This is a genomic window from Actinoalloteichus sp. AHMU CJ021 (assembly GCF_002895405.1).
Classification (GTDB): domain Bacteria; phylum Actinomycetota; class Actinomycetes; order Mycobacteriales; family Pseudonocardiaceae; genus Actinoalloteichus_B; species Actinoalloteichus_B caeruleus.
Genome location: NZ_CP025990.1, coordinates 6,764,237 through 6,786,289 on the forward strand (window position 1 = coordinate 6,764,237; position 22,053 = coordinate 6,786,289).

At 73.4% G+C, this 22,053-nt stretch carries 13 protein-coding genes; 6 read left to right on the plus strand and 7 right to left on the minus strand.

Going from position 1 to position 22,053, the window contains the following annotated elements; genetic code table 11:
* Positions 1-125: 125 nt before the first annotated feature.
* The gene (locus C1701_RS26765) at positions 126-4,124 is read left to right on the plus strand and encodes a type VII secretion protein EccC (protein WP_026420305.1); all 3,999 of its coding nucleotides are present in this window, start codon (positions 126-128) and stop codon (positions 4,122-4,124) included.
* Positions 4,125-4,459: 335 nt separating this feature from the next.
* On the opposite strand, the gene C1701_RS26770 is transcribed toward C1701_RS26765, so the two are convergent.
* Positions 4,460-4,843, minus strand: coding sequence for a VOC family protein (locus C1701_RS26770; RefSeq protein WP_103056897.1), 384 nt, complete (start codon positions 4,841-4,843; stop codon positions 4,460-4,462).
* A 298-nt stretch (positions 4,844-5,141) separates the two neighbouring features.
* On the opposite strand from C1701_RS26770, the gene C1701_RS26775 reads away from it, so the two are divergent.
* The 3 genes from C1701_RS26775 (at position 5,142) to C1701_RS26785 (ending at position 7,021) form a co-directional block, all read left to right on the plus strand.
* Positions 5,142-5,606, plus strand: a complete 465-nt coding sequence (locus tag C1701_RS26775; protein WP_026420303.1) for an NUDIX hydrolase — start codon at positions 5,142-5,144, stop codon at positions 5,604-5,606.
* A 453-nt stretch (positions 5,607-6,059) separates the two neighbouring features.
* Positions 6,060-6,665, plus strand: a complete 606-nt coding sequence (locus C1701_RS26780) for a TetR/AcrR family transcriptional regulator (RefSeq protein ID WP_026420302.1) — start codon at positions 6,060-6,062, stop codon at positions 6,663-6,665.
* On the plus strand, positions 6,662-7,021 hold the full coding sequence (locus tag C1701_RS26785; RefSeq protein ID WP_026420301.1) for a DoxX family protein: 360 nt from the start codon (positions 6,662-6,664) through the stop codon (positions 7,019-7,021). Before C1701_RS26780 ends, C1701_RS26785 begins: the two co-directional genes overlap by 4 nt.
* A gap of 305 nt (positions 7,022-7,326) precedes the next feature.
* On the opposite strand, the gene mycP is transcribed toward C1701_RS26785, so the two are convergent.
* Together mycP and C1701_RS26795 are read right to left on the minus strand one after the other, a co-directional pair.
* Positions 7,327-8,742 carry a type VII secretion-associated serine protease mycosin gene (gene mycP, locus C1701_RS28060; RefSeq protein ID WP_026420300.1) on the minus strand — a complete coding sequence of 472 codons (1,416 nt, stop codon included), beginning with the start codon at positions 8,740-8,742 and terminating at the stop codon, positions 7,327-7,329.
* A gap of 28 nt (positions 8,743-8,770) precedes the next feature.
* Positions 8,771-13,225, minus strand: coding sequence for a hypothetical protein (locus C1701_RS26795; protein WP_103056898.1), 4,455 nt, complete (start codon positions 13,223-13,225; stop codon positions 8,771-8,773).
* Between the two features lie 711 nt (positions 13,226-13,936).
* Here C1701_RS26795 and C1701_RS26805 point away from each other — a divergent pair.
* Together C1701_RS26805 and C1701_RS26810 are read left to right on the plus strand one after the other, a co-directional pair.
* Positions 13,937-14,902, plus strand: a complete 966-nt coding sequence (locus C1701_RS26805; protein ID WP_103057202.1) for an arsenic resistance protein — start codon at positions 13,937-13,939, stop codon at positions 14,900-14,902.
* Positions 14,903-16,033: 1,131 nt separating this feature from the next.
* Positions 16,034-16,984 (plus strand): glycoside hydrolase family 16 protein, encoded by a 951-nt coding sequence (locus C1701_RS26810; RefSeq protein WP_026420296.1) that lies wholly within the window; start codon positions 16,034-16,036, stop codon positions 16,982-16,984.
* Positions 16,985-17,267: 283 nt separating this feature from the next.
* Here the strand turns inward: C1701_RS26810 and C1701_RS26815 are convergent, their stop codons facing one another.
* The 4 genes from C1701_RS26815 to C1701_RS26830 all read right to left on the minus strand — a co-directional run bounded on the left by C1701_RS26815 (position 17,268) and on the right by C1701_RS26830 (position 21,986).
* Complete coding sequence (locus tag C1701_RS26815) at positions 17,268-18,602, minus strand: MFS transporter (protein ID WP_103056899.1); 1,335 nt, start codon at positions 18,600-18,602, stop codon at positions 17,268-17,270.
* A 77-nt stretch (positions 18,603-18,679) separates the two neighbouring features.
* A complete protein-coding gene (locus C1701_RS26820) occupies positions 18,680-20,014 on the minus strand; it encodes an alanine racemase (protein ID WP_103056900.1) in 1,335 nt (444 codons plus the stop codon).
* Positions 20,011-21,162, minus strand: a complete 1,152-nt coding sequence (locus C1701_RS26825) for a M20 family metallopeptidase (protein ID WP_051314304.1) — start codon at positions 21,160-21,162, stop codon at positions 20,011-20,013. The genes C1701_RS26820 and C1701_RS26825 overlap by 4 nt, the downstream gene beginning before the upstream one ends.
* A 101-nt stretch (positions 21,163-21,263) precedes the next feature.
* A complete protein-coding gene (locus tag C1701_RS26830; protein WP_103056901.1) occupies positions 21,264-21,986 on the minus strand; it encodes a bifunctional 4-hydroxy-2-oxoglutarate aldolase/2-dehydro-3-deoxy-phosphogluconate aldolase in 723 nt (240 codons plus the stop codon).
* Positions 21,987-22,053: the final 67 nt, after the last annotated feature.

The following is a 22,053-nucleotide window of genomic DNA, read 5'->3' on the forward strand; positions in this document are numbered from 1 at the left end:
TACCCCGGTTGGCCGGGTTTCCGTTCCCTTGACAAGGCGGAAGCTAGCCACGAATGTCGCAGCATTGCTCCGTTCGTGCGGTACCGCCGGTGTTTTGAGGGTTATCTCTCGCCAAAGGAGACACGGTGAGCACGACGTTGTTCCGCAGGCCCCCGCGCCGGGTCGGTCCGAAGATGCCCGGTGGGGAGCTGGGCCTCCAGGAGCCGCCCACGGTGCCGGAGCCGCAGAGCGGCAACATGGCCACCGTCCTCACCTACCTGCCCATGGCGTTGGGCTCCGGCGCCATGATGCTGATCTTCCTCCAGCCCAACTCCAGCCCGCTGTCCTACATGGCTGGCGGGATGATGGGCATCGCGAGCATCGGCATGCTGGTGGGCCAGCTGGCGAGGACGGCGTCCGAACGCAAACGGCAGATGCACGGCGAGCGGCGGGACTACCTCCGCTACCTCTCGCAGGTGCGCAAACAGGTCCGGGAGAAGTTGGCCGCGCAGCACCGGGCGGCGACCTGGACCCACCCCGATCCGGCGTCCCTCTGGTCGCTGATCCTGAGCTACCGGCTGTGGGAACGGCGCACCGGGCACGACGACTTCGGGGAGGTGCGGCTGGGCCTTGGCTCGCAGCACTCGGCGATGAAGCTGATCCCACCGCAGACCAAACCGGTGGAGGACCTTGAACCGTTGTCCGCGCACGCGTTGCGCCGGTTCCTGCGCGCGTACAGCACGCTCTCCCCGTCGCCGATCGCGGTCTACCTGCGGGGTTTCGCGCGGATCCAACTCCGGGGCGACCAGGCCGCTGGCAGGGACCTGGTGCGGGCGATGTTGGCGCAGCTCGCGGCGTTCCACTCCCCCAACGACCTGACGATCGCGGTCTGCGCGAAGGGCGAGAACCTGCCGGAGTGGGACTGGGTGAAGTGGCTTCCGCACGCCCAGGACCCCGACCGCAGGGACGCGCTGGGGCCGCTGCGGATGGTGGGCCAGGACTTCGCCGAGTTGGAGGAACGGCTCGGGGAGTCCTTCACCGCTCGCACCAAGTTCGAGACCGGCACGATGATCACTGCGGGCGAACCGCTGGTGGTGATCGTGGTCGACGGTGTGGAACCACCGCCCGGTCACCAGAGCGTGGACACCGGTTACCAGAACACGGTGCTCATCGACGTCGGCGGCACACTGCCGTGGCGGCCGAACCGGAGCGTGCTGCACCTGGAGGTGAGCGCGGAGGAGATCGGCCGGGTCAGCTTCGACCGCACCGGCAAGGAGAGCTCCGCGACGCTGTGCGCCCCGGACCGCATGTCGGTCCAGGCGGCGGCCGCGCTGGCCAGGGGCATGGCCCACCAGCGGATGAGCACCAGCAACGACACCAGCGCCCCGCTCAGCGGTGACTACGAGCTGACGACCCTGTTGGGGGTCGGCGACGCCCGGACCTTCGACCCGACCCCGGTCCGGCTGGCCCGCTCCTCCCGCCAGCGTCTCCGGGTCCCCATCGGGGTGGCCGAGGACGGAACGCCGGTGGACCTGGACATCAAGGAGTCGGCCGAGTCCGGGATGGGCCCGCACGGGATGCTGGTCGGCGCCACCGGGTCCGGCAAGAGCGAGCTGCTGCGGACCCTCGTCGCCGCGCTGGCCATCACCCACTCCTCGGAGGAACTGAACTTCGTCCTCGTCGACTTCAAGGGCGGCGCGGCCTTCCTCGGGTTCGACCAGTTACCCCACACGTCGGCCGTCATCACCAACCTCGTCGACGAGTTGGAACTGGTCGACCGGATGGCGGACGCGTTGACCGGGGAGATGACCCGGCGGCAGGAGCTGCTGCGGGCGGCGGGCAACTACGCGTCCCGCCGCGACTACGAACAGGCCCGGCGCAACGGGGTCCCCCTCGAACCGTTGCCGGCCCTGTTCGTCGTGGTCGACGAGTTCAGCGAGATGCTGGTGAGCAAGCCCGACTTCATCGACGTGTTCGCCACCATCGGACGTCTCGGCCGAAGCCTGGGCGTGCACCTGCTGCTGGCCTCCCAGCGCCTGGACGAGGGCCGCATCTCCAAGGTCGAGACGCACCTGTCCTACCGGATCGGTCTGCGCACGTTCTCGGCGATGGAGAGCCGCGCGGTGATCGGCGTGCCCGACGCCTACGAGCTGCCCACCTCCCCTGGCAACGGCTACCTGCGCAGCGACACCCACACCCTGGAGCGGTTCAAGGGCGCCTACGTCTCCGGTGCGTACCGGTCCAGCCGTCGCCAGCACAGCAGGCAGGTCATCGAGGAGCAGTTGCACGCCTTCGAGGCGGGCTACCTGGCACCGAAGGTGCGGACGGAACGGCTGGTCAGCGAGGAGGAACTCGCCGCGGAGCGGGAGGCGGGCGCGAAGCAGGCCGGGCTGAGCGTGCTGGACGTGCTCATCGACCGGTTGCGTGGGCTCGGGCCACGCGCCCACCAGGTGTGGTTGCCGCCGCTGCGCCGCTCCGCCACCCTCGACGAGCTGCTGCCGCCCCTGTTGGAGGAGCCGGGGCGCGGCCTGATGGTGGCCGACCCGTCGCTGGTGCGCCCGCTGAACGCGCCGATGGCGCTGGTCGACCTCCCCGAGCAGCAGCGCCGCGACCTGCTGACCGCCGACCTGTCGGGTTCGGCGGGGCACATGGCCGTGGTGGGCGGGCCGCAGAGCGGGAAGAGCACCGTGCTGCGCACCGTGATCACCGGGCTCAGCCTCATGCACGACGCCACCGAGGTGCAGTTCTACTGCCTGGACTTCGGCGGTGGCACCCTGTCCTCGCTCTCGGGCCTCCCGCACGTGGGTAGCGTGGCGAACCGGCTCGACCGGGACCGGGTCAGCCGCACCGTGATGGAGATGTCGGCGTTGTTGGAACGGCGGGAGCTGCTGTTCCAGGCGAACAACATCGACTCGATCGCCAACTACCGGCGGGCCCGCAGGGAGGGGCGGCTGGTCGAGCAGGACCCCTACGGGGACGTGTTCCTGGTCATCGACGGCTGGTACACCGTCCGGCAGGAGTTCGAGGAGCTGGAGGACCGGCTCGGGGAGATCGCCGCGCGGGGTCTGACCTTCGGCATCCACCTCATGGTGGCCGCGACGCGGTGGGCGGAGATGCGGCCCTGGCTGCGGGACGTGCTCGGCACCCGGTTCGAGCTGCGGCTGGGCGACCCGGTGGACTCCGAGATCGGCGGCAAGATCGCCGCCCAGGTGCCCGCCATCCCCGGACGTGGCATCACGGCGGACGCGATGCACTACCTGACGGCGCTGCCGAGGGTGGACGGCCGGTCCAGCACCGACGACCTGCCCGACGCCGCCCTCGACCTGGTGGACACCTTCGCGATGCCCGGCGTGCCCCAGGCGCCGCCGGTGCGGATGCTGCCGGCGACCGTGTCGGCCCGGGACCTGCCGGGGCCCCAGGCCGACCGGCCGGAGGCCGAGGTGCGGGTGGCGTTGGGCCTGGACGATGTGGACCTGGCCCCGCTGTGGCACGACTTCGACGTCACCCCCCACCTGTTGGTGTTCGGCGACGGCGAGACCGGGAAGACGAACCTCCTCCGCCACATCGCCCGGTCGGTGGCCGCCCACCACCCGGCGGGGGAGGCCCGGATCATGTTCGCCGACTTCCGCCGCGAGCTGTACGACGCGGCACCCCAGGAGCACCAGATCGCCTACTCGGTGACCAGCGACTCGTTCGGGGAGAACGTCGGGCACGTCGCCGAACTGATCAAGAAGCGGTTGCCCGGCCCGGAGATCACTCCTGACCGGCTGTCCAAGCGGGACTGGTGGACCGGTGGCCGGCTGTTCATCCTCGTGGACGACTTCGAGCTCATGGGCGGCGGCTACGGCGGCAGCCCGCTGCAACCGCTGCTGCCGATGCTGCCGCAGGCGGCGGACATCGGCCTGCACGTGATCATCGCCAGGAGCACGGCGGGGGCGAACCGGGCGATGAGTGATCCGGTCGTGCGGCAGATGTGGGAGCTGGGGACCCCGGCGCTGATGTTCTCCTGCCCGAAGGACGAGGGGCGGTTCCTGGGGGACCTGCGGCCGAAGACGCTCCCGGTGGGCCGGGCCCAGCACGTCAACCGCCGGCGGGCGGTCCGCATGGTGCAGACGGCGCTGCTGGACGACCGCGAGCAGGGGTGAGTCCCCGCGCCCGGGGGTCGGTCGACGCTCACCCGCGACGGCCCCCGGGCGTCCGGTCCCGAAGCCCGGTCAGGCTCAGCACGACGAGCCCGGTCCCGAGCACGACCGCGCTCACCAAGACGTGCCTGGAGTCCGGGGGTCGACGCGCCGCCGACGGCGTCGAGCAGCGCGCCCCCGGTCGGAGGCCGGCGGCGCGACTGCCGCGCCGACCGCCGGACGACGTGCCCCACGGGCACCGTGGCCAGCGGCAGCGCCGAGCCCACGGAGGCCCTACCTCCGGGCGAGCGCTTCGGACCGCATCCCGACGACAACCGGTCAGGGCGAAGCGGGAGCTGTCACGTCATGGCCATGTGCACCAGTTCCCACACGTGCCCGTCGGGGTCCTGGAAGCTCCCCCCGTACATCGGGCCATCCTCCATCGGCGGCTTCCAGGGCCGCCCGCCGGCTGCGATCGCCTTCGCCACCAGGTCGTCGACCTGTTCCCGGCTGTCCGCCGACAGGCAGGTCAGCACCTCCGTGGTGGTGGAGGTGTCACTGATCTCGTCGGTGATGAACTGCCGGAACTGCTCCTCCTCCAGCAGCATCACGTAGATGTTCCGCTCGACGACCATCCCGGCGACGGTGTCGTTGGAGAACGTGGGGTCGAAGGAGAAACCCAGCTCGCCGAAGAACCGCTTCGACCGCTCGAGGTCCCTGACCGGCAGGTTCACGAAGATCATTCGCACTGTTCGGCCCTCCACGGGACGAGGGCACGATCGCCGGACCTTCCCGCGGTCCCCGTCCCACTCGACCTCCCGGCTTCACGTCGAGGGGCTGCCTCCACCGTAGGCCCGGTCGCGCGGCGCGGACAACGTCGCGCCTCGACCCCGGTCCAGGGCGGGGCGGGACCGCCCTGATGCGTGGAGGCCGGCACCGGAGCACCGGCGTGGAGCGGCGCTGCCACCAGGGACGCGGGTGGGGCGGGTCCGTAGGCTCCCGGACGGTACGTCCCCACCACCGGCCGCCCGGAGGCCACCGATGCCAGAACGCCACCTCGTCGACGTGCACGTCATCCTGGTGCGCGACGACGAGCTCCTGCTGAGCCTCCGCAGGGACACCGACCCGAGGTTCGACGGCCAGTGGCACCTGCCGGCGGGAAAACTGGAGGCCGGGGAGTCCGTCCTCGCCGGAGCCGCCCGCGAGGCGCGTGAGGAGGTCGGCGTCTCGGTCAGGCAGGACCAGCTGCGGCTGGTCCACACGGCGCACGTCACCGCTCCCGGCGTGGAACCCCGGTTGGGTCTGTTCTTCGAAGCGACCAGGTGGTCGGGAGTTCCGTTCAACAGGGAACCCGAGAAGAGCTCCGGCGTGGCCTGGTTCCGGTTCGACGCCCTGCCGAGCCCGCTGATCGCCTACTCGGCGGTGGGCATCGCGCACTACCGGGCGGGCGTGGCCCTGTCGGTGCTGGGTTGGGACGACACCGAGGTCACGCGTTCCCGACACTGACCACGAAACCCCAGGACCCGCCGGGCGGTGCGGGGACGTGGGGCGGCGGGATCCCGACGTCGTGGCGGATCCAGGTGGGTGCCAGCCGTGCCTCGACCCGGGGCACCGGTCTACCCGCGCGGCCCGCCCGGACCACACCTCACCGCACCAGGAGACCTCCGGCGTGCCACGCGCCTGAGGGCGCCGATCCGCCCCGGGGGTCGTCCACCGGCGGCGGGACGGGTTCCTGACCACGCTCGACGGGGGTCCGGTGGAGGCTGGCCGTGCCGGTGATCAGCTGGGACGACGCGAAGGACGACGCCCCGGCCCTGCCCACCGTGACCGAGAGCGGGGCCGGCGACGCGCGGGCCTCAGGGCCAGGAGAGCCGCCGATGGCGTGATGGGTGCCGGAGGCGCGGGACCACCACAGTGTGCTGAACGTGTTCAGTGAACTCGTTCAGTCTGGTGGGTCGGATGGGTACGACACGAGATCGACTACGAAGCGCGACGCACGCGAAGGTGCTCGCCGCAGCCGACGCCCTGTTCCTCGAGCAGGGCTTCGCGGCCACCACGGTCCGGGACATCGCCGCGTCGGCGGGCGTGAGCGTCGGCACCGTCATGGCGGTGGGCGACAAGAGCGGGCTCCTCGTCGCCATCTTCGACAGGCTCATCGAACAGGTGCACCTGGCCCGGCGCGGCTCGGTCACCGAGCCGCCATCCGCGACCGGAGTCCCGTGCGCGGCTCGCGTGATGTCGCTCCTGACACCGTTCCTCGACCTCTTCACCACCCGCCCAGGCCTCGCCAGGGCGTACGCCTCGATCCTCGTCGCCGGGAACCACTCCTCCACCGTCTTCACCGAACTGTCCACGACGCTGGTGGATGAGATCCGCGACGTGCTCGAGGCGGGCGGCCGCCCGGGAACACGCGACCCCACCTCGCTGGCGACCGCGATCTACTTCGCCTACGTCGGAGCGCTGTTCGGCTGGGCAGCCGGTCCCGACGACGAGGCCACCACGATCAGTGATCGCCTGTGCGACACCATCACCACCATCTGCTCCAGTGAGGACCACTCGTCATGACACTCGTCCCTGCCCTCTGGTGGCTCCCGGCGGCGCTTGCCTCGGTACTCCTCCTGGACGCGGCGCTCTCGATCCGACCGCCGAAGTTCATTCGCGACTGCCTCGACGGGGTGGGCTTCCCCCGGGAGTGGTGGTGGACCCTCGTCGTCATCAAGGCACTGGCGAGCGCGGGACTCCTCGTCGGCATCTGGGTGCCGGGAGTCGGGGCCGCCGCGAACGCCGGAGTGGTGGCCTACTTCCTGTGCGCCTCGTACGCGCACGTCAGAGCCCGGTTCCTCCGACAGGAGTTCTGGGTCAACTGCCTGGGGCTGCTCGTCTTCTCCGTGGTGGTGTTCGTGTTCTCGTACGTGGTCTAGCCGCCGCGAGCACCGCCGGGGGTCACGGCGACGCTCCGCCGCCCGACCAGAGTGCGGAGGGCACGCCCCAGGTCCAGCACGGCGGGGCGGTCAGCCGGTGACCGGTGGCCTCGTCGCGCCGCCCACGCCGCTCGAGCGCCGGAGAACCCGGCGGCGGACGTCGGCCCCCTCGCGGCCGGGTCGCCCGTCCCCGGCCCCGGCACGATCGGGGCCGACGGGCGACCCCCTCGGCGACCCGGCCCCGATCGGGTCCTCCCAACGCCGGTGTCGACACCGGGACGGGGACGTCCGCTCTCGGCCCCCGCTCAGGGCACCTCGGCGGCGGGGGGCCGGCCGCGCCGGCCGACCGCACCCCCGGCGGGGGTGACGGCCCGGGGGTTCCCCTCCCTGACCGCGCCGTCCGGCTGGTCGCCCCCGTCGGGGTCCGACGGTCCGCCGTCGGGACCGCCCGGGGGCTCGACCGAGGAGTTCGCGCCCGCCTCGTCCGCACCGGCGACGACGGCGACACGGCTCCGGCGCCACCGCCGGCGCCATCCCGGCGGACCGAACACGCCGGCCAGGACACCGACGAACGCGAGGACGGCGGCGGAGGCCACCGTGAGGGTGGCGACGATGCGGGGGATCGGGTCGTCCTCGGGGATCACCGGGTGGGAGATCGTCGGCTGCCGCGCCGGGCTCGGCTGCTCCTCCAGTTCCGAGGGCACCACGGCGGTGACGGCCGCGTACGGGTTCACCACGCCCCAGCCCAGGGCGGGGTCCGGGCGTTCGGCCGGGGGCGGGTCCGCGGTGACCCGGAGCCGGTGGGCGACCTGGCTCGCGGTCAACTCCGGGTACCGCGACCGCACCAGCGCGGCCACCCCGCTGACGAAGGGCGCCGCGTAGCTCGTCCCGCTGCCCTGCCAGTGCCCGGGGCCGCCGGGGCCCAGGCTCACCACGTCGACGCCGGGAGCGACAAGGCTGACGAACTCGCCCGTCTGCGAGAACTCGCCCCGCTCGCCCTGGGCGTCGATCGCGCCCACCGCGAGCACGCCCGGATACGCGGCCGGGTAGGAGGTGGGGTTGCCCTCCTGGGCGTTGTTGGCGGCGGAGGCGACGACGAGCACGTCGGAGGTGGTGGCCCGCTCCACCGCCGCGCGCAGCTCCTCGTTCGGGTAGGTCGTGCTCGCCGAGATGTTGATGACGCCCGCGCCCTCGTCGACCGCCCGATGGATGGCCTGGGCCATCACCGGCGCGGACCCGTCGTTCTGGCTGTTGGCGTTGCGCAACGGGAGGATGCGCGCACCCGGGGCGATTCCGGCGAACCCGGTGCCCTCCGCGGGCTGGGCGGCGATGATGCCGGCGACGAAGGTCCCGTGCCCGTAGCAGTCGTCGTCGGCCGACCCCCCGCCCCCGTTGACCAGGTCGACGCCAGGCAGCACCACGCCCTCGAGCTGGGGGACGGCGCCGTCGACCCCGGAGTCGATCACCGCCACCGTCACTCCCTCGCCCCGCGTCAGTTCCCAGACCCGCCGGGGCAGCATCCGGCGCTGCGCCCAGGGCACAGACTCCTCGACCATCGCGGGCGGGGGCAGGCAGCCGGAGTCGACGGTGGGTACCGGGGGCACCTCCTGGGCGCTCGCGGTTCCCACGGCGAGCTGCGGGCAGAGCAGCACCGCGACGGCGAGCAGGGCTCCCCTGCGGGCACGGGAAGCGCGGGCCCCGGCGTCAGGACGCCTGTTCATCTCAGATCTCCGGTTCGGTGGTACCCGGTCAGTCGGCGGAGCCGGCGGTCGCGGTGGCGGTGGCGGTGGTGGTCGAGGAGGACGAGGGCATGGCCGACCCGGTCAGGCCGAAGGGCGCGGCCCACCGGCCGAACGTCTCCTCCTCGGACAACTCGCGCGGCGTGGCGCGCTGCCGACGGCCTAACGCCCGCCGCAGCCGCGCCAGCACCTGGGCGTCGACCTCGTCCAGACCGATGCCCAGGCTGGTCTCGTTGGCCCGCAGCTCCCTGGCGAGCACGGCGGGCCGGGTGGCGGCCCCGCCCACGACGTCGAGCACCTTGAACCGGCTGTGGGAGAAGAACACCACCTCCTCGGGTAGGCCGCCGGCCCCCAGCATCCCGACCCGGCGGCCGGTGGTGGACCAGATGAGCAGGTCGACGGTGGCGTCGGGGGTGTTCAGGTCGTGCGCCGCCGTGGCGCTGAGGAAACCCGGTTCGTCCAGCACCTCCGCCGGTGGGCACACCTCCCGGAGCCGGTCCCCGTCGTCGGGGAGGTGTGCCTGTTGGAAGGTCGCGCCGCGGTGGACGGGAAGCCGGCGGAGGCCCGAGGTCAGGCAGGCGACGAGATCGCGCCAGCCGCGACCGCCGTCCGATCGCAGGGCCTCGTTCAGGACCCGGCCCCCGTACCCCTCGTGGGCCAGGTACAGGCACACGGCCACGAAGTCGGCCTTCGCGGACTCCCCGCCCGCGCCGCGCAGGACCGGTGACATGGCCAGGGCCGCGTTGACGGTGGCCAACGCGTTCTCGTAGTCCTCGCCGACGAGCCTGGCGAGCGCGGCTCGTTCCGCTTCGGTGCTCCGGTGGTCCGGCGGCACCCACCCGACAGCCGCCTCCCCGTTGGGGTCCTCCTCACCGGTGTCCTCCTCGGACCCCGAACGGTCCCCCTCATCCCCTGGCGCGGGCTCCGGGTCGTCGGTGTCCTCAGTGGACGGCGCGCCCTCCGTTCCGGCCGGTTCGGTGGCAGGGTCCTCGGATTCGGCCCCCGGAGCCGCTGGTTCGCCAACAGGGCCCTCGGTCGCGTCGACGGTCGGGGTTTGCTCGACGGTCGAGGGCTGTTCCGTGGCGGGGCTGGTCTCGCTGGGCGGTGGCTCCTCGGCGTAGAAGGTGAGGTCCCATCGGCCCGGGGTCGAGGACGTCGTCGGGCCGGGCGGTGGGGTGGGGTGGGGGGCCGGCTCGCGGGGAGCCGCCGCCGGAGGTTCCGCAGGGGGCGGTGGGACGTCCCGCGCCTCCGGCGGTGGGTCCGCCGGCCGGTGCCGGCCGGCCGGCGGGGTCGTGAGGTCGGCTGGCTTCGGTTCCGCGACCGTGGCCGGCCGAACGGGGACGAGGGGGACGACGGCGGGTTCGACGGGCGGGGCCGCCTCCACCGGGGCGGGTGGCGCGTCGGCGCCGCCAGCGTCCGCCTCGGGCACCGGGGGCTGGTCCTCCGGAACGGCGGTCGGGTGGGCGATGCCCCCGTCGGCGGGTGGAGCCGGTGGCGCACCGGCGACCGGCGCCGCCCCCGGGTCCTGGTGGTCCTCCCGAGGGCCACCGTGGGCGTCGAGGTGCCCGGGGGACGGGGCTTCGGGCGGGATCGCGGTCTCGTCGGTCGCACCCGTGACGTCGCCCGCCACCTCGGGCCGGGGGTGCTCGTCGATGTCGGCGGGACGCGTCCCCGGCTGGTCGACCGCGCGTGGCTCCGCCTCACCGCCGTCCTCCCGCGCCCCGCCGTCGGGGGTCGCGGCGGCCTCGGAGCCCCCGCCGGCGACGGGGCCGGGGGATTCCGGCGACACCTCCGCCTCGCGGTCCGTGGCCCAGGTCGCGCGGTCGAGGTGAGAGTCGGAGTCGGAGTCGGAGTCGGAGGAAGGGGTGGGGGAAGCCGCCGCGTCGACGGTCGAATGATCCACCGGCCGGGGTTCGGTGGGCGGAAGCGCGGGGAGGTCGGCGGCGGGGCCCACCGAGCGGTCGCCATCCGCCTGCCGCCGGTCGCGCGGCTCGCCTCCGTCCGGGCCGTCCCCGGCGCGGTGAGTGCCGGGAACCCGGTCACGGGCGGCGGTGGTCGCCTCCGTGCCGGGGTGGGCGCCGCGGTCCGGTTCGCCCGCCGCCGGCTCCCGGGTCAGGGCGCGGTCCTGGTCCGCGTCGCCGGCCGGGGCCTCGTCGGCTCGCGCTGGCGGGGTGTCCGCCGGTCCGGCGGCGGGAGGCGTCGAGGGGTCGTCGGCCCCCTCGGGGGTCGACCGCCCCTCGGAGGGGCGGGCCGGGGAAGTGCCTTCGTGGCCGGGGGCGGCGGGCCGCGCGTCCACCCGCACCGGGCCAGCCTCGACGTCCGAGGTGGACGGCTCATCCCGGGTCCCGGTGGGCGTCGGTGTTCCCCCGTGTCGGAGGCGCCGGTCCGTGGCCGGCTCGGTGGCGGCGTCGACCTCGTCGGTGGCGGGAGCGGTGTGCCCGGTGACCGGTTCTCGGGGGTCGACCTCGGGATCACCGGGCCGGGTCGCGCCGTCGCGCGACTCCGTCACCGGCCGGTTCGCGATCCCACCTGGCCGTGGTGCACCGTTCGACACGTGGTCGGTGCCGGGCGGCGGAGCCATCGTCGCGGCCGGCGCCACCGGTCGGTCGTTGCGGGCGGGATGCTCCGGGTCATGCCGCACCCACCACAGGGGGGCCGAGGTCGGCCGGTGGCCGGGGTGCTCGTCATCGACCCCGACGCCGGCGTCGGCTGCTGCCCCGTCGGTCGCCGGCGTCGGCTCGGCGGACCAGGTGGGTTCGGTGGGGGACGGTCGCGGCGGGACGTCGCCGGGACCGTCCTGCTCGGACGGGGGCTCCGCCGGTGCGGTGTCCGTGGCGGCTCGCTCCTCGGACGGGACCGGGTCGCCACCTCCTGCCCGCCCGTCCTCCGGCGCCGTCCAGGCCGCCTCGGAGGTGGCCGCCCCGGTTGGGGCCGAGTCGTCGCGGGACTCCTCCCGGCCGAGGGGGGCGGCGCCGGGATGGGGACTCTCCTCCCGTCCGGCGGATTCCTCGGCGCGAGGTGGCTGCCCGCTGCCGGAGGCTCCGCCCTCGGCGCCGGGCATCCCGCCGTCAGCCTCCTCGGCCTCTGGCGGCGGAGCCGCCCCCAGCTCCGGGGACGTGGTTCCTCGCGGGAGGTTCGCCTCGTCGTCCCCGGAGGGGACGACGGCGGGGCGCGGTGTCACCCCTTCCTCCTCCGCGACCGCAGCTCGTGCCGGCGACGCCTCGTCGTCCGGGTGCGGTTCGCCGGCGGGGGTGCCCGGTCCCGACGCCCCGGCAGCGCCCGACGCGTCCTCCTGGTCGGACTCCCCGTCCGCCCACTCGGCGTCCCCGGCGGCCCCGCCATCCGAGGCGGCCCCACCCAGGACGGGCGCTGTCCCCCCCGGCGCGAACCGAGGGGCGGCGGGCGCGCCCACCACGGGCAGCACGACGGTCTGCTCGTTGGCGCCCGGGCAGTCCGTCTCCGCCGGAACCTCCACCTCGGGATCGACGAGGAGATCCGACACCGCCAGCCGTTCCACCACTCGCGGCCTGCCCAGCGGGGGGTGGCAGCGCAGGCTCAGCTGGTCGTGGGCGTCGAGATCCGCGAGGTCGGGCAGGGCGGCTGGGCGCCAGCTGCCGTCGCGGCCACGGATCAGGGAGACGCTGGGCAGCACCACGTCGTGGTCGAGCAGCGCGGCGAGGCGACTCGCCCAGTCGGACAGCGGCCGGACACCGTTGACGGGCACGACGGTCAGGTACCGCCGCAACCCCGGGGGCAGCCGGTCGACCAGGACGGCCGTCTCCTCCGGGCTGGGCAGTCCACCAGCCAGGTCCAGCACCACCCGGGGCGCGGCGTCCGACAGGCGGACCTGCCGGCCCGCGTGTTCGGGGAGCGGCTGCCCGGAGCGGGACCGGACGTAGAGGCCAGCGGGGATCGGGTCAGCCTGGAGTTCGTCGGTGGTGGTCGGGCCCGGCGGGACGAGCGCCTCCCAGTAGGGGCGGCGCCACCGCACCGCGAACCGGAACGTGGGCTGACGGCCACGGAAGAACCGCCAACCCGACTCGCCGGCGGCGCCTCCCGCGTAGAGGTGTCCACCAGCGACCCACTCCACATCGGCCTCGGGTGCGACGATGTCCACCCGGAACGCGGAGCTGAGCTCGGCGGCCCAGCGGGCGTGAGGCCCCTCGACGTCCCCCAGTTCGGGGACGGCGAGCCACAGCTGGTGGCCGGGCCCCCGCGACTCCGGGAGGCCGAACCGGCAGGCCTCCCACAGCAGCGGCCACAGGTTCCCCGTCCGGAGGACGGACGGGGCCACGACCACGATGGTGTTGTCGGTGACGGCGGGCAGCTCCCGCAGGAACCGCTGTTCCTCCTCGTCCCGGTCTCCTGCCATCCGGATCAGCACGTTCGGTCCGCGTGCTTGGAGGAGGAAGTCACCGTCGGGTTCGGGCCGTGTGCCGGCCCGCTCGTCGTGCGGCGGCTGCATCAGGGCGCGTCTCGATTCTCGGTCTTTCCGCTCACCGGTGCCGGGTCCGTCTCCCAGGTCAGTGGGTCGCCACTCCTCGCGGGCCAGTCTCGGTGATCACCATCGCGCCACCGGGGGCGGTACCCTCGCCTGTGAGCGATCCAGGGGTTTCCCTCACGACACGGGACGTCGATGTTTCGCGTCCGTGAGGGCGTCACGGTTCCACACTGACCATGCGAGGCGAGTCGGCGGATCTTATCACCCGAAGGGGTGAGCTGGATCTCGCGACCTCGTCCCCGCGACGAGGGTGAAGCCCGCCGCTCACTAGCGTGAACGGGTGTCCTCGTCCTGTCGCCAGGGCCGCGTCGTCGCAGCTCACCCGGCCGCCGCCTCCCGATCCCACGTGCCGCTCTGGTGGCCCGCCACCACCTCCGGAGGCGGGACCCGCACCCGGCGCGACTCCGCCCGGGCCGGGGTGCCGCGACGCGTGCCCACCACACCGATGTCGCCGTCGAGCGCGGCCGCTCCCGGCCACCGGCACGCCTCCCCGGACAGGCCCACGACGAGCGGTGCGGCAGCCGGTCGGCCGCACCGCCACTCCCCGCACCGCCACTCACCGCACCGCCGTGCCCCGCTCCTCCAGCCGCGCGGGGTCGACGCGGTGGACGTGTCGCCCGCCGGACCCGCCGCTGGACCCACCGGCGGGCCGGAGCGAACGGGCGGGTGTTCCTGATGTCCCGCTGGGAGCGCCTGCAGAGCGTCCTGGTGGCGGCGGCCGCCGGCGGTGGCCTCGCGGTGGGCGTGGCCTGGCCCGTGGGCGCGGTGCTGGAGCACCTGGTGCTGCCGGCGCTACTGCTGATGCTCGTCTGCGTCTTCGCGCGACTCGACGCCGCCCAGGTCGGGGCGTTCCGCCGGGCTGGGGCGGTCGTCACGACCAGCCTGGTCCTCAACTTCGTCTGGACACCGCTGCTGGCGTGGGCTCTGGGGTCGGGGCTGCTGGGAGACGCGCCGGACCTGCGGATAGGCCTGTTGCTGCTGCTCGTCACCCCCTGCACCGACTGGTACCTGGTCTTCACCTCACTGGCCCGGGGTCACCTGGGTCTCGCCGCCGCGCTGCTGCCGGTGAACCTCGTGCTCCAACTGGTACTGCTCCCCGTGTACGTGGTGCTGCTGGGCGGGCCGGCCGCCATGGTGGACGCGGGGACCCTGGTCGAGGCCGTCCTCGTCGTCCTGGTCGTCCCGCTCGCGTTGGGCCTGGGGCTCCGCTGGGGCACCGGCCGGTGGCGCGGACCGGCGTGGCGCGACCGCGTGTTGGACGGCCCGGCGGGAGCGTTGGTGCTGCCCCTGCTCTGCGTGGCCGTGTTCGCGATGTTCGCCTGGCAGGCGCGCACCGTCGTCGAACACGGGTCCGCGCTGCTCGCCCTGCTGATCCCCCTGCTGGTCTTCTTCGTCGTCACGCCGCTGCTGGCCGTGGGGACCGGACGTGCGCTGCGCCTGCCCGCCGACCAACGGGTGACGTTGACGATGACCACCACGGCCCGCAACTCGCCGATCGCGTTGGCCGTGGCGGTTGCCGCGTTCCCGGACCGCCCGTTGATCGCCGTGGCGCTGGTGGTGGGGCCGCTGCTGGAACTGCCGGTGCTCGCCCTGCTCAGCCAGGTCGTCCGGGTGCGGGAACCAGCTGGTTCGACGGGCTGAGCGGCGGGTGGCGTGGCCAACGCCGCCGGACTGGCCCGTGCGCCGCCCGGGTTCCAGGAGCTGCCCCGGAATCCCCAGCCTGGGAGGGAGCGGACGTCGAGATCCGGGAGGCCCCGGGGACGGCGGGGCATGGGAAGCCGTCCCGGGTGGCGGGACGGCGCACTCCCGGCCCACCGCTCTACCGACGAGTTTCCTTCACGCGGGCTGGCGACCGGCCCTGGGCGAGCGGTGAAGCTCCGCGTTGCCGGGGCCTGTTGGCGGCGCGCTTCGTCGCCAGCGGACGCGCCCGGACCCCCACCGCGCCCCGCGCCACACGAGCTCCCGCGCGCCGAGCGGATCGAGGTGCGTTCCGCACAGCACGGAAGTGCCGCACCCGGACCGCTAACCGGAGGGGACGAGCGAGGAGTTCTCGGCGCCACCAACGCCGAACCACCCCGCTGGCGCGTCCTGCGGCGGGGACCGCACGCCAGAGGGCCGCCGCGCCTCCGCCGAACGGCGACAGCACGCCGGTCACTCCCCGGACCGGCCCTGCTCGCGGCGTACGGGCACCCCGTCGTGACCGTCGCCCACGTACCGTCGACACGGCGGCTGATCCACCATCACGACGGTGATCGGCCTGCCCCGGATCAGCTCCCTGATCCCCTCGCGGTCGAACGGGGCAGGGCCGTCACCGCATCGCGTCCGACGGCGGCAGTACGAACCCACCTCCCCGCCGACCCGCCCCGGCGGGAACCGCCATCAACGGGGCTCGTCCTCGCCTGCGCCGTTCGCCGTAGCGCGGCGGACAGCCTCCTGGACAGCTCGCGAGGCACCTAGTCGACTGTCAACACTGCCCGTCCTGGGTCGCGCAGACCCTCGACCTGCCGGTGAGCAGGACGAAGCACCCTTCACACAGGCGGCACCGCGCCCACACCGCCGGCCGGCCAGACGCTCGCTCTCCCTCCCCGGTGTCCCCGGTCACGGCCGTCGGTGCGGTACCAGTAGTCCGCCGGCACCCACCAGGTGCCGGTTGGTCAGCGGCCGACGACGGAACGACCTGCCGAGCGGCATGGGGCCTCGTACGGGGTCGGACGCCGTCGGCGGTAGCCACCCCGCAGGTCGAAGCGGTCGCGTGGAAGACAGGAGCGTGGAATGCCCCTTGGAACAGGACGGTCAGCCCGCCGTCGTCACCTCCCCGCACTGGTCGCTCTCGCCGGCGCGGTCGCCCTGCCCGTGGGCCTCCTCCCCGCTCTCGGCGGCACCGCGACAGCCGGGGCGGAAGCAGCTGAGGCCCCCACCCAGGTGCTCTTCGACGACTTCGACTACACGAGCCACACCGACCCGCGCCTGCGGGAACGCGGCTGGAGCGTGCGGAACTACCCGGGAGGTCCCGGTATCGGCGGTGACACCTGGTCGGCCGCCAACATCAGCTTCCGGTCGGAGGGGGCGGGGGCGGTGTTGCGGCTGGAGGCGACGACCGACGGCACGGTGGCCGGCACCTCCCAGGCGCAGATCAACACCCAACGCCGTTTCCACCACGGCACCTACGCGGCCAGGGTGCGGTTCACCGACACCCCGGTGAGCGGCCCCGACGGCGACCAGGTCCTCCAGACCTTCTACACCATCACTCCCCTGCGCTGGGACTACGACCCGGAGTACGGGGAACTGGACTTCGAGTACCTGCCCAACGGCGGCTGGGGGCAGCCGTCCTCGGCGCTGTTCCTGACCAGCTGGGACACCTACCGGCCCGATCCGTGGGACGCGCGCAACGAGTCGACCGTCCGCCCAGGATCGCTGGAGGGCTGGCACGACCTGGTGGTGCAGGCCGACGGCGGTACCCGGACGATCCGCTACTACCTGGACGGTCAGCTCGTCGCCGAGCACGGCGGCCCGAACTACCCGGCCAGCCGGATGAGCATCGACTTCAACCAATGGTTCATCCCGGAGGGCTTCGTGGGGAGTTCGGCGAGCCGGACCTACGAGCAGGAGGTCGACTGGGTGTACCACGCGAAGGACGAGATCCTCAGCCCCGCCGAGGTGGCCGCGCAGGTAGCGGCCCAACGCGCCGCCGGAATCCCCCACCTGGACACCATCACGGAGTGAGCCCGGTACGCCACGCCAGCCGGAGCACCCAGGGACATACCGCTCCGCCGAGTGCTCCGGCCTGGCTGGGTCCACAGGATGCTCCGGCCTGGTTGAGTTCACAGGCGGAGGCTGCCCACGGCGCGCGAACGGTCACCTCGCAGCGTCACGACACTGTGGTACTCCGCACCGAGGGCGTTCAACGTGGCGGGAACCGGGAATCAGGGACGTTGGGCTCAACGACCGAATGGTGCGGCCGACACCCTGCTGGGCGTCGGCCCCACCGCTCCTCCACTCGCTCAGCTCAGCTCGCCGGCTGGCCAGCCTGGCGGGTGTCCGGGGTGCGGACCCGGCCGAAGAACGCCAGCAGCAGCGCACCGGTCAGGGCCACCACGGCGGCGACCGTGAAGGTGCCCGTCCAGCCGAGGGACGAGTCCACCAGGTACCCGGTGATCATCGGCGCGATGATCGACGCGGTCGTGGCGAACATCTGCATGGCGCCCGACACCGAGCCGTACCGCGAGCCGGGCACCGCCTCACCCACGATGAGCCAGTACTGGGCGCCGGTGAAGTACAGCAGGAACACCACGACCGTCATCAGCGCGACCGCGCTGCCCGTGCCGCTGACCGTGCCGATCGAGCCGAACAGCAGGCCGGTGGCGGCCAGGCAGATCACGACGGTCCAACGCCGGGGGGCCACCGACTTGCCGGTGCGCCGCACCAACCAGTCGGTGAACGCGCCCCCCAGCGCCAGGCCGATGCACCCGCCCACCCAGGGGATGGCGCCGGTGACGGCGAGATCGCTGAGGTCGATGCCCCGCTCGTTCACCAGGTACGTGGGGAACCAGTTGAGGAACGTCCACAGGATCCAGGCGTACCCGAAGAACGCCACCGCCGTCGTCCACACCGCCGGCAGCGTCAGGTAGCGCCACCACGGTTCCGCGTTCGCGTCGGCGTCGGCGTCGTCCTCGGCGGCCGGGGCGGCGTCCTGGCGGATGTGCGCCAGTTCGCCCTTCGACACCCAGGGATGCTGCTCGGGGGTGTCGCGGACGACGACGAACCAGCCGATGGCGAAGAGGACACCCAGGACACCGAAGATGATGAAGGGCAGCCGCCAGTTGCCCTGGGTGGCGTCCATGATCGCCACGACGACCGGGGTGCCGATCGCCCCACCCAACGGGGTGGCGGCGTTGGCGATGCCGACCGCCGTGCCCAGTTTCTTCTTCGGGAACCAGTTGTGCATGACCTTCGCGGTGACCGTGGCCTGGGGCCCTTCACCGGCTCCGAACAGCAACCGGATGATGAGGAGGCTGACGAAGCCGACGCCGGCCGCGGTCAGCGCGGTGAACACCGACCAGGCGATGGCTGCCCACCCCATCACCTTGGCCGGGCCGAACTTGTCGGCCAGCCACCCGCCGATGAAGCCGAACGGCGAGTAGGTGAAGGCGAAGGCGGCCAGGATCCAGCCGAACGCGGCGTTGGAGAAGCCGAACTCGGTGATGATCAGCGGGGCGGCCACGCCGATGACGGCCCGGTCCGCGTAGTTGAGCATCAGGATCATGAAGTTCGAGGCGAGGATCGCGAACCGGGTTCGTGATCTCTTCTCGGTGGAGGCCTCGGTGGAGGTGGGGGCGGTCATGGCGGTTGTCCTTCTGGGTGGCGCGGGCCGCGGGGTTCGTGTGACACGGGCCGGGCGGCGTGGACGAGCGCTGCTGGTCAGAAGTAGCAGCGGGCCACCGAGACGACGGTGTCGTCGTCGGCGGCGATGACCGCGGAGAGCCAGCGGTCGTGGGCGGTGCACGGATGGGAGATGCCCAGGCGCACCAGGTCGGAGGGCCCGAGGTCGGCGTCCGGTGGGACGGTGAGGAAGGCGTGCTGGTCGTTGAGCGCGGTGACCTGCCATCCCGTGGTGGGGCGGGGTGACCCGCCCCGGTGGTCCCTGGCCTCGATGGGGAGTGGGAGCCCTTCGTCGTAGTTCAGCTCCCGTCGGCCGGCTCCGAGGATGACCTGGTCGGGGGTGGGCCTGGTGAGCACCGGTGCCCACACCTCGATGGCGGGGGCGAGCCTGGCCACCTCGGCCGGGTCGGAGCCCGAGCCGTCGAGTGGGGACAGTGCGTGGTAGAGGCCCTGGTCGTGGGTGAGGTAGGCACCGGGCCGGGCGATCACGCGGACGGGGACGTCGGCGGGCCACCCGGTGGCGAGTTCCTCGCCGACCAGGTCGAAGTAGAGGCTGCCGCCAGCGGAGACCACGTATTCGGGGAGCCGGGGGTCGCGGTGCGCGAGGACGGTGTCCATGGCGGCCCGCACCCAGCTGAGGTAGTCGCGCACGGCGCGCAGGCCTTCGCTGCCCCGCGAGTGGCTGACCGACCCCTCGTACCCGGATACGCCGGCCAGGGCGAGCGTGGGGTTGGCGCGCACGGCGTCGATCGTGGCGGCCAGGGCGGCGGTGTCCCGGCAGCCGCCGCGTCCGCCTTCGTGGCCGACCTCCACGAGAACGGGCAGGGGGCGGTTGGGGTCCTGGTCGGCGAGGGCGTCGGCCAGCACGGCGACGCCGGCCGGGGAGTCCACGTAGCAGGAGAAGCGCCGTTCCGGGTCCTCCCCGAGCCACTGGGCCGCCTCGACGGCGAAGGCCCGGTCGACGAGCTGGTTGGCCAGCAGGATGCGGTCGTGACCGGCGGCCATGAACACCCGGGCCTGGAACGGGTTGGCCACGGTGACGCCCCACGCTCCGGCGCGGAGCGCGTAGTCGGCCACCTGCGGGGAGGCGGACGTCTTCAGGTGGGGCGCCAGCGACATGCCCCGGTCGGCGGCGAAGAGGGCCATCAGTTCCGCGTTGTGGCGCAGCGCGGAGTCCCGCAGCACGAGCAGGGGGAAGCCGAAGTCCCCGTCGAAGATCCGGCGTCCGGAGTCACCCAGTTGGGCGAGGGTCTGGTGCGCGGCCGCCGGGGGCAGCCCCTTGAACCGCCAGCCGATCGCGCCGTCGTCGATGAACCCGGGGTCCGGGCGTGCGGGGGTGGTGGGGGTGCGGGTGGTTCCGGTGTTGTCCGTCATCGTGCCTGCGCTCCCTTTGTGTCGAGGACCGGGCTGCGGAGCAGCTCTCCCACCACCTTGCGGGCAGCGTGGAGTTCGTCCAAGGGCACGAACTCCGCCGGCGTGTGCGCCTGGGCGATCGCGCCGGGGCCGAAGACGACGCAGGGCACGCCGTCGAGGGCGATCTTGGACGCGTCGGTGCCGTGTCCCACGCCCTTGGCCTCCGGGTTGTGCCCTGCCCCGGCCAGCACGGACGCGACGGAGCGGACGAACGGGTCCTCGGGGTCTGTTTCCAGGGCGTAGTCGACGATGTGGGGTTCGGCGACGTCGACGCCCTCGGGCCAGCGGCGGAGGAGTTCGTCGCGGAGTTCTCCCCACACCTGGTGGGGGTCCTCGCCGGCGACGGTGCGGCGGTCGATGGTCAGGGTGGTGCTCTCGGGCAGGACGTTGGGGCCGGAACCGCCGTCGATCATGGTGACGGCGAGGGAGGGCGGTCCCACCAGGGGACGGGCCTTGGCGTCGAGGGCCGGGGCGTACTCGTCGGCGAGGTAGTCCACGATGCGGGCGGCGGTGGTGATCGGGTTGGTCTTGCCCCACGGTTCGGAACTGTGGCCGCCGGGCCCGCGAGCGGTGATCCGGCAGCGCATGCAGCCCTTGTGGGCGGTGACCATGCGCAGCGAGGTGGGTTCGCCGATGACGGCGCCGACCGGGTTGATGCCCTGGTCTCGCAGTGCGAGGACGCCCCGGTAGATGTGTTCCTCGTCGACGACGCCGGCGAGGGTGACGGTGTGGGGTCGGGGGCCGCCGGCGGCGAGTTCTGCCATGGCGGTGAGGAACACCGCGAGGGGCCCCTTGGCGTCGCAGGAGCCCCGTCCGTAGAGGAGGCCGTCGCGGATGGTGGGTTCGAACGGGGGCACGGTCATGCCCTCGGTCTCGACGGTGTCGAGGTGGGTCTCCAGCAGGATCGTGTCCGCGCTGTCGCCGGGGACGGTGACGACGACGTTGTACCGGCCGTCGAGGACCTCGTGGAGGTCGGCGGTCATGCCGTGCCGTCGGGCCCAGTCGGCGACGAACTCGGCGAGCGGTGTTTCGGCGGGTTCGGCGCGTCCCCTCGGGTTGACGCTGGGGATGCGGATCAGCTGCGACACGAGGTCGACGACGTCAGTCATGGCTCCTCCTGGTCCGCCGCCGGGAACACGGCGGTGTGTTGGTGGTGCGGGCGGTTCGGGGGTTGGCTGGTCGGGGACGGCGCGGTGTCGGGTGGGGTCGGTCAGGCGACCGCCTCGGGGGTCGGGTGGTCCGGCGTCGCGGGTCGAGCGCGGAGCGCCCGGACGAACTCGGCGGCGCGGCGGGTGAGGGCGGGCCAGTCGCCGGCGGCGATGGCCTCGGCGGGGGCGACGTCGGTGCCGGCGGCGACGGCGAACGCGCCGGCTGCCAGGTACGCGGCGGCGTCGCGCGCGGTGACACCCCCGGAGGGCACCAGCGGGGTGGTGGGCAGGGGGCCGGCGAGGTCGCGGAGGTAGCGGGGGCCGAGCCGGTTCGCGGGGAAGACCTTGACGGCGGCGGCTCCGAGGTCCTGGGCGGTGAGCACCTCGCTGGGGGTGAGCGCGCCGAGCAGGACGGGGAGGCCGAGGTCGTGGGCCGCCTCGGCGACCTCGGGCTGGAGGCCCGGGGTGACGAGGAAGCGGGCTCCGGCGTCGGCGGCGGCCCTGGCCTGGTCCGCGGTGCGGACGGTGCCGGCCCCGACGATGGCCCCGGTCTCCGCCGAGGTGTCCGAGGCGCGGCGGAGGTGGCGGGGCAGGTCGGGGGTGGTGAAGGTGAACTCGACGATGCGCAGGCCGCCGGCGGTGAGTGCCGCCGTGAGCTCGGCGGCGTCCGGGAGAGTGCTGGCTCGGACGACGACGAGGGCGCGGTCAGTCGCGAGGGCTTCCACGGCGGGGTGGGCCTCGGGTGGTGACGAGCCCGGGGAGACGCGGGGTTCCCTGGCGGTCATCGTGTTGCTCCTTGTGCTGGCGAGCCACCGGTGGTCGGCCGGGTGACGGCGATGTCGGGGTGTTGGC